We start from the raw sequence: 6,588 nt of genomic DNA, 5'->3' as shown, positions 1-6,588 counted from the left end.
GATTGGGCTGCATCGGGGGGCCGTTCGGGGGCAGGAGCGTGGTTGTGAAGTCCGTTCGGCACATCGTTTCGTTCCCGCGGGGCACCGCGCGGCCGGTGTGCCGGGCCCCGGAAGTGGAGGAGCACCCCATGCGCGGCATAGGCGGCTGCATCGCACTGATCCTGGTGGGGGCGATCCTCACCTTCGCGAGTGACTGGAAGATGGAGGGCGTCAACCTGGACGTCGTCGGACTGCTGATGATGGGCGTCGGCATTCTGGGGCTGGCGGTGTACGCGAGCGTCCTGCGGCGGCGGCGCGTCTCGGCGGTCGTGCCGGTCGTCGAGGAGACCCGGGAGCGGCCCTGACCGCCTCCGGCCGTCACCGGCCGGAGGCCGGGACCGGAGTGAGGCGGTAACCCTCCCCGTGGCGGACGACTCGCCCTGCGGTGGGCGGCGCGAAGTGCGTTCCCAGGAGCAGGGTGTCGGTGTCGGCGAGTGAGGCCAGGAGGGCGCGCCGGGTGGCTTCGGCGCGCTCGGGGTCGATGTCGGCGCACGTCCCGATGCCGGGGCGGGCCAACTGGACGGGGTGGTGGATGCAGTCGCCGGTGATCACCGCCGTGCCGCCGCGGCCGGCCACTTCGACGGCCGTGTGACCGGGGGTGTGGCCCGGCGTGGGCAGCAGTCTCACATGCGGCGCGATGTCCGCGCCCGCCGCGGGGACGTCGACGAGGTCGAGCAGGCCCGCCTCCTCCACCGGGACCACCGAGTCGAGGAACATCTGGCGGCGGGCGTCCTCCATGGCGTGTCCGGCCCAGAACTCGCGTTCCGTGCGGGAGGCGACGTAGCGGGCGTTCGGGAAGGTCGGGATCCATCTTCCGTCCCGGCTGCGGGTGTTCCAGCCGACGTGGTCGGCGTGGAGGTGGGTGAGGAGGACCAGGTCGACGGCTTCCGGCGGGTAGCCGGCCGCGGTGAGGCGCTCCAGGTAGCCGGTGTCCAGGTCGTGCCAGGCGGGGTTGGCCCGCTGCTTGCCGTTGCCGATGCCGGTGTCCACCAGGATGCGCAGCCCGCCCGCGGTGAACGCGAAGCTGTGGCTGTGGAGGTGCAGGACGCCCGCGTCGTCCGCGAAGTGGGGGCGCAGCCAGCCCTCGCCTGCGACGACTTCGGGCGTGGCGGCGGGCAGGAGCCATGGTCCGGTGGCCGGCGGCAGGAGCGTTTCGTCGATGCGGTGGACGGTGATGTCGTCGCCGACGGTCCAGGCCGGTGCGGTGGTGGTGCTCACGGTTGGTCGTCTCCTCGCTCGGGGCGGTATCGGCGGCTGGTTGCGGTGAGGGCGGCAAGGGGCGCGGCGGCGAGCACGGCGGTGCCGGGCGCGTAGGCCCGGGTGACGGCCGCGGGCCCGTGCTGCCGGGCGGCGGCGCCCGCGGCGATGACGGGCAGTCTCGTGGAGAGTCGGCCCAGGACGTGGTAGGCGGTCGATGTCCGCCCGCGCCCGCGGTCGGCCGGTGCCGCGAGGGCCGTATATCCCCGCCGTCGGGGCGGGTGCGTGGCCGCCGAGCAGCGTGCAAGCCGGGATTCGCGCGGCCGTGCCGGCCACCGGGGCAAGGCTGCCCGTCGGCAGGGCGCGTCCCGAACGCAGCGGGTGCTCCAGGTCCGATAGGGACGCACTCGCGGGCGCTGGTGGCGCCGTCGGCGGCCGCCGGCCCGGAGGGCGGTGGTGCGGGGGCGCGCCGTTCAACGGCAGTCATGGGAAGGCTCCTTGGAGCTTAAAGCAATCTGTTTGCGTTTAGCCACTGTACGGCCCTACAGTCTCCAAACGCAAACCGTTGGCTTTTATGCCGAGAGGGATCCATGCCGGACACCGACCCCGAACCCACCCCGGCGGAAACGGCCTTGCGGGCCGCCCGCGCCGGACTCCCCCTGCCCGCCGACCGCCGGGCCGCCGTCGCCGCGGCCGCCCGCCGCATCCGCTCCGTCGTCGCCGTCCTGCGGGAGCTCGACTTCGCGGACACCCCGCCCGCCTTCGCCTACCGCGCACACCAGGAGCCCTCCGATGCAGCCCTGTGAACTGAGCCTCGCGGACGCCTCGGAGGCCATCCGCACCCGCCGCCTCTCCCCCGTCGATCTGGTGGAATCCGTCCTCCGGCGCCTCGAACTCACGCAGCCGCGCCTGAACGCGTACGCGGCGGTCACCGCCGAGCGCGCCCGCGCCGACGCCCGCACCGCCGCACGCGAGATCGCGGCCGGACGCCGCCGCGGCCCGCTGCACGGCATCCCGATGGGGCTGAAGGACCTGATCGACGTCGCCGGCGTGCCGACTTCGGCCGGCTCCCGGGTTCGCTCCGGACGCCCCGCCCGGGCCGACAGCACGGTCGCCGCACGCCTGTCGGCGGCCGGCGCCGTCCTGCTCGGCAAGACGCACACCCACGCGTTCGCGTACGGCCTGACGACGCCGCAGACCCGGAACGCCGTGGACCCCGGCCGGATCGCCGGCGGTTCCAGCGGCGGGTCCGCGGTCGCCGTGGCGTCCGGCTCCGCGACCTTCGCCCTCGGAACCGACACGGGCGGCTCGATCCGGGTGCCCGCCGCCCTGAACGGCGTCGTCGGCCTCAAACCGACGCACGGCCTCGTCCCCCGACACGGCGTGACGCCGCTGTCCTGGTCCCTCGACCACGTCGGGCCGATCACCCGCACCGTCCGGGACGCCGGCCTCGTCCTCGACGCACTGGTCGGCCGCGGGCCGCGCGACCCCGCCCCGACAGCCGCACCGCCCGCCACGGGCGGGCGGCCGCCCGCCGGCAGCGGGCTCGCGGGGCTGCGGATCGGCGTGCCCCGCGCCTACTACTTCGACCGCGTCGACGCGGATGTCGAGGCGGCCGTCCGGCAAGCCCTCGACGGCCTCCGCGAGCTCGGCGCACGCCTCGTCGATGTCGACATCCCCATGGCCCGCCACGTCCAGGCCGTCCAGTGGGGGCTGATGGCGCCCGAGGCGGCCGCCTGCCACGAGCGCACCCTGCGCACCGCGCCCGAGCTGTACCAGGACGACGTCCGCGTCCTCCTGGAGGCCGGTGCGCTGGTGCCGGCCGTGGACTACCTGCGCGCGCAGCGCGCCCGCACCCTCATGCGGCGGGAGTGGTCCCGCCTGTTCCAAGAGGTCGACCTCGTCGCCGCGCCCACCGTCCCGACGACGGCGGTGCGGGCCGGGCAGGAGTCCGTCGCCTGGGCGGACGGCACCACGGAGGCCGTCGCAGACGCGTACGTGCGCCTCTCCGCCCCCGCCAACATCACCGGCTTCCCCGCCCTCACCGTGCCCGTCGGGCGGGACCCCTCCGGCCTGCCCGTCGGCATGCAGCTCCTGGGACGGCCGCTGGGCGAGGACGTGCTCCTGCGCGTGGGCCGCGCGTACGAGCAGACCCGCGGGGCCGACCGCCCGACACGCGCGGCGCAGCGGCCGGCGCCCGGCCGGGCGGCCCGGCCAGAAGCCACGCCTGTGCCTTAAGGTGGTGCGGGTGAGCAGGCAGATGGTGCGTCCGGGCGGGCGCAGCGCGCGGGTCCAGGCGTCCGTGCACGCCGCGGTGCGCGAACTCACCGCCGAAGTGGGCCGGGACGCCCTCACGGTCCCGCTGATCGCCCAGCGCGCCGGTGTCACCCCGTCGACGGTGTACCGCCGCTGGGGCGACCTGCAGGAGCTGCTGTCGGACGTGGCGGTGGAGCGCCTGAGGCCCGACGCCGCACCCGCCGACCGCGGCACGCTGGCCGCCGACCTGACGGCATGGGCCGAGCAGTTCCTCGACGAGATGTCCTCCCCCGCCGGCCGCGCCTACGTCCGCGACGCGCTGCTCGGCGACCCGGACGGCGGCAACGCCGGCCAGTGCTCGGCCTACGCCGCCGAGCACATCGGCGTCATCCTCGGACGGGCGGCCGCCCGCGGCGAGCGGGTACCCGACACGGAAACGGTCATCGACCGTGTCGTCGCACCGCTGATGTACCGCATCCTGTTCCGGCCCGACGGCCTGGAGACGGCCCGCGCCCGCGGTCTCGTGGCCTCCCTCCTCGCCGCGGCGCCCCGCTGAGGGAACGACCCCTGCGGGCGCCGGCTCACCCGGTGGCGACGGCTGCCAGGTGGACCGTGCCGTCGGGCAGCGGTGCGACGGCGATCCGGCCGGCCCGCAACGCGCCGCGGCCGTCCGGGCCGGGGATCCGGGCCCAGGCGGTCCACGAGCCGTCGGGCCCCCTCGTACAGTGCCGGGCCGTCCCGTCGCGGCCGACGGCGGCGACCTGCGCCGATCCGTCGGGCAGGCCCGCGATGCCGACGGCGACGGCCGCCGTGGTCGGGACGGCCGCGCCGGGCACCGGCCGGAAGCCGGTCCACGTGCCGTCGGGACGGCGCACCCGGTGGTGGACCGTCCCGTCGAGCCCGACGGCCAGCACCTGGGCCGATCCGTCCGGCAGCCCGGCGACGGCGAGGGCCTGCCCGGAGAAGGCGGGCGCTCCCGCACGGCCGGGGAGGCGCGTCCACCCCGTCCAGGTGCCGTCGGTGCGGCGGATGCGGTGGTGGAGGGCGCCGTCGGTGCCGTACGCGACGACCTGCGCCGACCCGTCGGGCAGGGCGGCGACCGCCGCTCGCACGGCGCCCCGGCGGCCGCCGGCCCGCCCCCCGGCGGAGGCGTCGCCGGGCATGGGCCGGAACCGGCCCGAAGCCGTCCCTGCGGCGGTGACGCGCCGGTGGTGGAGGGTGCCGTCCGCGGCGACCGCCACGATCTCGCCGCTGCCGTCGGGGAACCCTGCGATGGCGGCGTCCAGGAAGGCGCCGCCGTCCTGTCCCTGCGGTCCGGTCAGCCGGTACCAGGGGCCGGGCGCGCCTTCCGGCTTGCGGGTCGTCAGCCACAGGCCGCCGTCGGTGCCGAGGCCCAGCGTCAGGACGGTCCCGTCCGGAAGGCCTGCGACGGAGGCCCCGACTCCGGCGAATGCCGGCGCGCCCCGCACTCCGGGGAGAGCCGTGTGCCGCCCCCAGGAGCCGTCCGCGGCCCGTACCGCCGCGACGAGGGTGCGCTGCCCGGCGTCGTGGGGCGCGAGGCCCGCCGCGTGGAACCAGATGGGGTTGGTGGCGGCGACGAGCCGGTCGAGGGTGGTGGAGGCGGGTTTCAGGCGCCGCACCTCGGCGCGCGCGAAGAGTGAGCCCCTGCCCCAGCCGCGCCAGTGCAGCCTGCCCCTTCCGTCGCCCCCGGTCCGCGCCACCGCCATGACGCCCCACTCGGTGTGGAGGGTGATCACCGCGTCCGGGGCGCCCGACACCTCCGCCGTGACGTCGACGGCCTCGAAGAGGGCGAGCGGCAGCTCCTCCCCCGGGCCGGCCGTCGCCCCGTGCGCCGCTGCCGTGAAGTCCACCGCCACGCCCGCGTTCTCGGCGACGTACGACCGGCCCCGGCGCAGGGCGTCCAGGATCTCCGGCCGGGACAGCCCGGCCGCGTGGACGACGTTGTGGGGCTCGCCGACGGCGTCGGCGGGGCCGTGGGCGTCGCTGTTGCCCAGGCCGGCGATGCGTTGGCCCAGGCACAGCAGGCCGTGCCAGACGGCGATGTTCGCCGCGTCGTCCAGCGTCCAGGGGCCGTTCCAGATCTCCAGGGCGTCGACGCGGTCCAGCCCGAACTCCCAGAACGAGCCGGGTGCCGGCGTCATCGGGTGGGCGGCGACGGCCAGGCCGCCGAGGCCGCGCACCTGCCGGACGTGCCGGTCGAACACGTCCGCGTCGGCGGGCCCGTAGCGCCAGTCCACCCACTCCCCCTGCGGCAGGCCGACGGCCAGCCAGTGGCCGTGCCGGGTCGTGACCTCCTCGGCGTTCAGGACGAGCAGGTCGGCGGGGACGTTGCCGCGCCAGGAGAGGCCGGTGGAGCTGGTGTTGTGGTCCGAGGTGGCGATGAAGTGCATGCCGGCGGCCCGGGCGGCCGCCACCAGCCGGTCCGCGGTGCGCCCGCCGTCGGAGTGGACGGTGTGCAGGTGGAGGTCGCCCCGGTACCAGCCGGGGCCGCGCCCCGGCACCGCCGCGGGCAGGACGTCGTACGGGACTTCGGGCAGCGGTGGGCCGTGGTGCAGGGTGACGCTGATCTGCCACGGCATGCCCGCCGGGTCGTTGACGATCGGCCCGAGGGCGACGGACCAGCGGCCGGGCCCGATGGGGCCGGGGACGTATCCGGGGGTGGCGTCGGAGCCGGAGAGGGTGAACTCGCGGCGGGCCCCGCCCGACCAGCCGCGGAAGCCGGTCGGCCCGAACATGCCGAGGTCGAGCACGCCGTCCGCGGGGTCGAAGGCGGCGGCCACGGAGATGCGCCGGACGCCGTCCGGGACGTCGAAGCCGACGGACGCCCACTGGTCGAAGCCGTACGGCGAGTGCCCGCGGTAGGTGGTGGTCACCTCCCCGCCGCCCCCGGTGGCGGTGTCGGCCCGGGCGGGGACCGCGGCGGCGAGGCCGCCGGCGGCCAGGAGGGTGCCGAGGCGCAGGAGGTCCCGGCGGCCCGGCCCCGGGCCGGGGTCGCGGTGTGCTGCCGGGTGCGGGGAGCTGCCGTCCATCGGTCGCCTTTCCGTTCTCCGGTGGGGTGGGAGGGGTGGCGCGGAT

6 protein-coding genes are annotated in these 6,588 nt (G+C 76.5%); 4 read left to right on the top strand and 2 right to left on the bottom strand.

The window, feature by feature from the left end:
* The first annotated feature begins 128 nt into the window (after positions 1 to 128).
* Positions 129 to 344 (top strand): hypothetical protein, encoded by a 216-nt coding sequence (locus tag EF903_RS26675; protein WP_125547364.1) that lies wholly within the window; start codon positions 129 to 131, stop codon positions 342 to 344.
* A gap of 13 nt (positions 345 to 357) precedes the next feature.
* Here EF903_RS26675 and EF903_RS26670 read toward each other — a convergent pair whose 3' ends face one another.
* Positions 358 to 1,257: an MBL fold metallo-hydrolase gene (locus EF903_RS26670; RefSeq protein ID WP_125547362.1), complete on the bottom strand. Its 900-nt coding sequence runs from the start codon at positions 1,255 to 1,257 to the stop codon at positions 358 to 360.
* A gap of 569 nt (positions 1,258 to 1,826) precedes the next feature.
* Between EF903_RS26670 and EF903_RS26665 the strand changes: the two genes are divergently transcribed.
* Genes EF903_RS26665 through EF903_RS26655 form a run of 3 tightly spaced genes read left to right on the top strand, consistent with a single transcriptional unit; the run spans position 1,827 to position 4,048 of the window.
* On the top strand, positions 1,827 to 2,042 hold the full coding sequence (locus EF903_RS26665; protein WP_125547360.1) for a hypothetical protein: 216 nt from the start codon (positions 1,827 to 1,829) through the stop codon (positions 2,040 to 2,042).
* Positions 2,029 to 3,474, top strand: a complete 1,446-nt coding sequence (locus EF903_RS26660; protein WP_125547358.1) for an amidase — start codon at positions 2,029 to 2,031, stop codon at positions 3,472 to 3,474. Before EF903_RS26665 ends, EF903_RS26660 begins: the two co-directional genes overlap by 14 nt.
* A gap of 22 nt (positions 3,475 to 3,496) precedes the next feature.
* Positions 3,497 to 4,048: a TetR/AcrR family transcriptional regulator gene (locus EF903_RS26655; protein WP_125547366.1), complete on the top strand. Its 552-nt coding sequence runs from the start codon at positions 3,497 to 3,499 to the stop codon at positions 4,046 to 4,048.
* A 25-nt stretch (positions 4,049 to 4,073) separates the two neighbouring features.
* Here the strand turns inward: EF903_RS26655 and EF903_RS26650 are convergent, their stop codons facing one another.
* Positions 4,074 to 6,542, bottom strand: a complete 2,469-nt coding sequence (locus EF903_RS26650; protein WP_125547355.1) for a CehA/McbA family metallohydrolase — start codon at positions 6,540 to 6,542, stop codon at positions 4,074 to 4,076.
* Positions 6,543 to 6,588 lie beyond the last annotated feature (46 nt).

The organism is Streptomyces sp. WAC05292, from assembly GCF_003949955.1.
Taxonomy (GTDB): Bacteria; Actinomycetota; Actinomycetes; order Streptomycetales; family Streptomycetaceae; genus Streptomyces; species Streptomyces globosus.
Note: the sequence above shows the minus strand (reverse complement) of the source record. Positions and strands in the feature narration are given on the sequence as shown.

What these genes read in the sequence shown, in the direction of transcription:
- EF903_RS26650 (WP_125547355.1), bottom strand. Translation starts at nt 6,542, where the DNA reads ATGGACGGCAGCTCCCCGCACCCGGCAGCACACCGCGACCCCGGCCCG.
- EF903_RS26655 (WP_125547366.1), top strand. Translation starts at nt 3,497, where the DNA reads ATGGTGCGTCCGGGCGGGCGCAGCGCGCGGGTCCAGGCGTCCGTGCAC.
- EF903_RS26665 (WP_125547360.1), top strand. Translation starts at nt 1,827, where the DNA reads ATGCCGGACACCGACCCCGAACCCACCCCGGCGGAAACGGCCTTGCGG.
- EF903_RS26675 (WP_125547364.1), top strand. Translation starts at nt 129, where the DNA reads ATGCGCGGCATAGGCGGCTGCATCGCACTGATCCTGGTGGGGGCGATC.
- EF903_RS26660 (WP_125547358.1), top strand. Translation starts at nt 2,029, where the DNA reads ATGCAGCCCTGTGAACTGAGCCTCGCGGACGCCTCGGAGGCCATCCGC.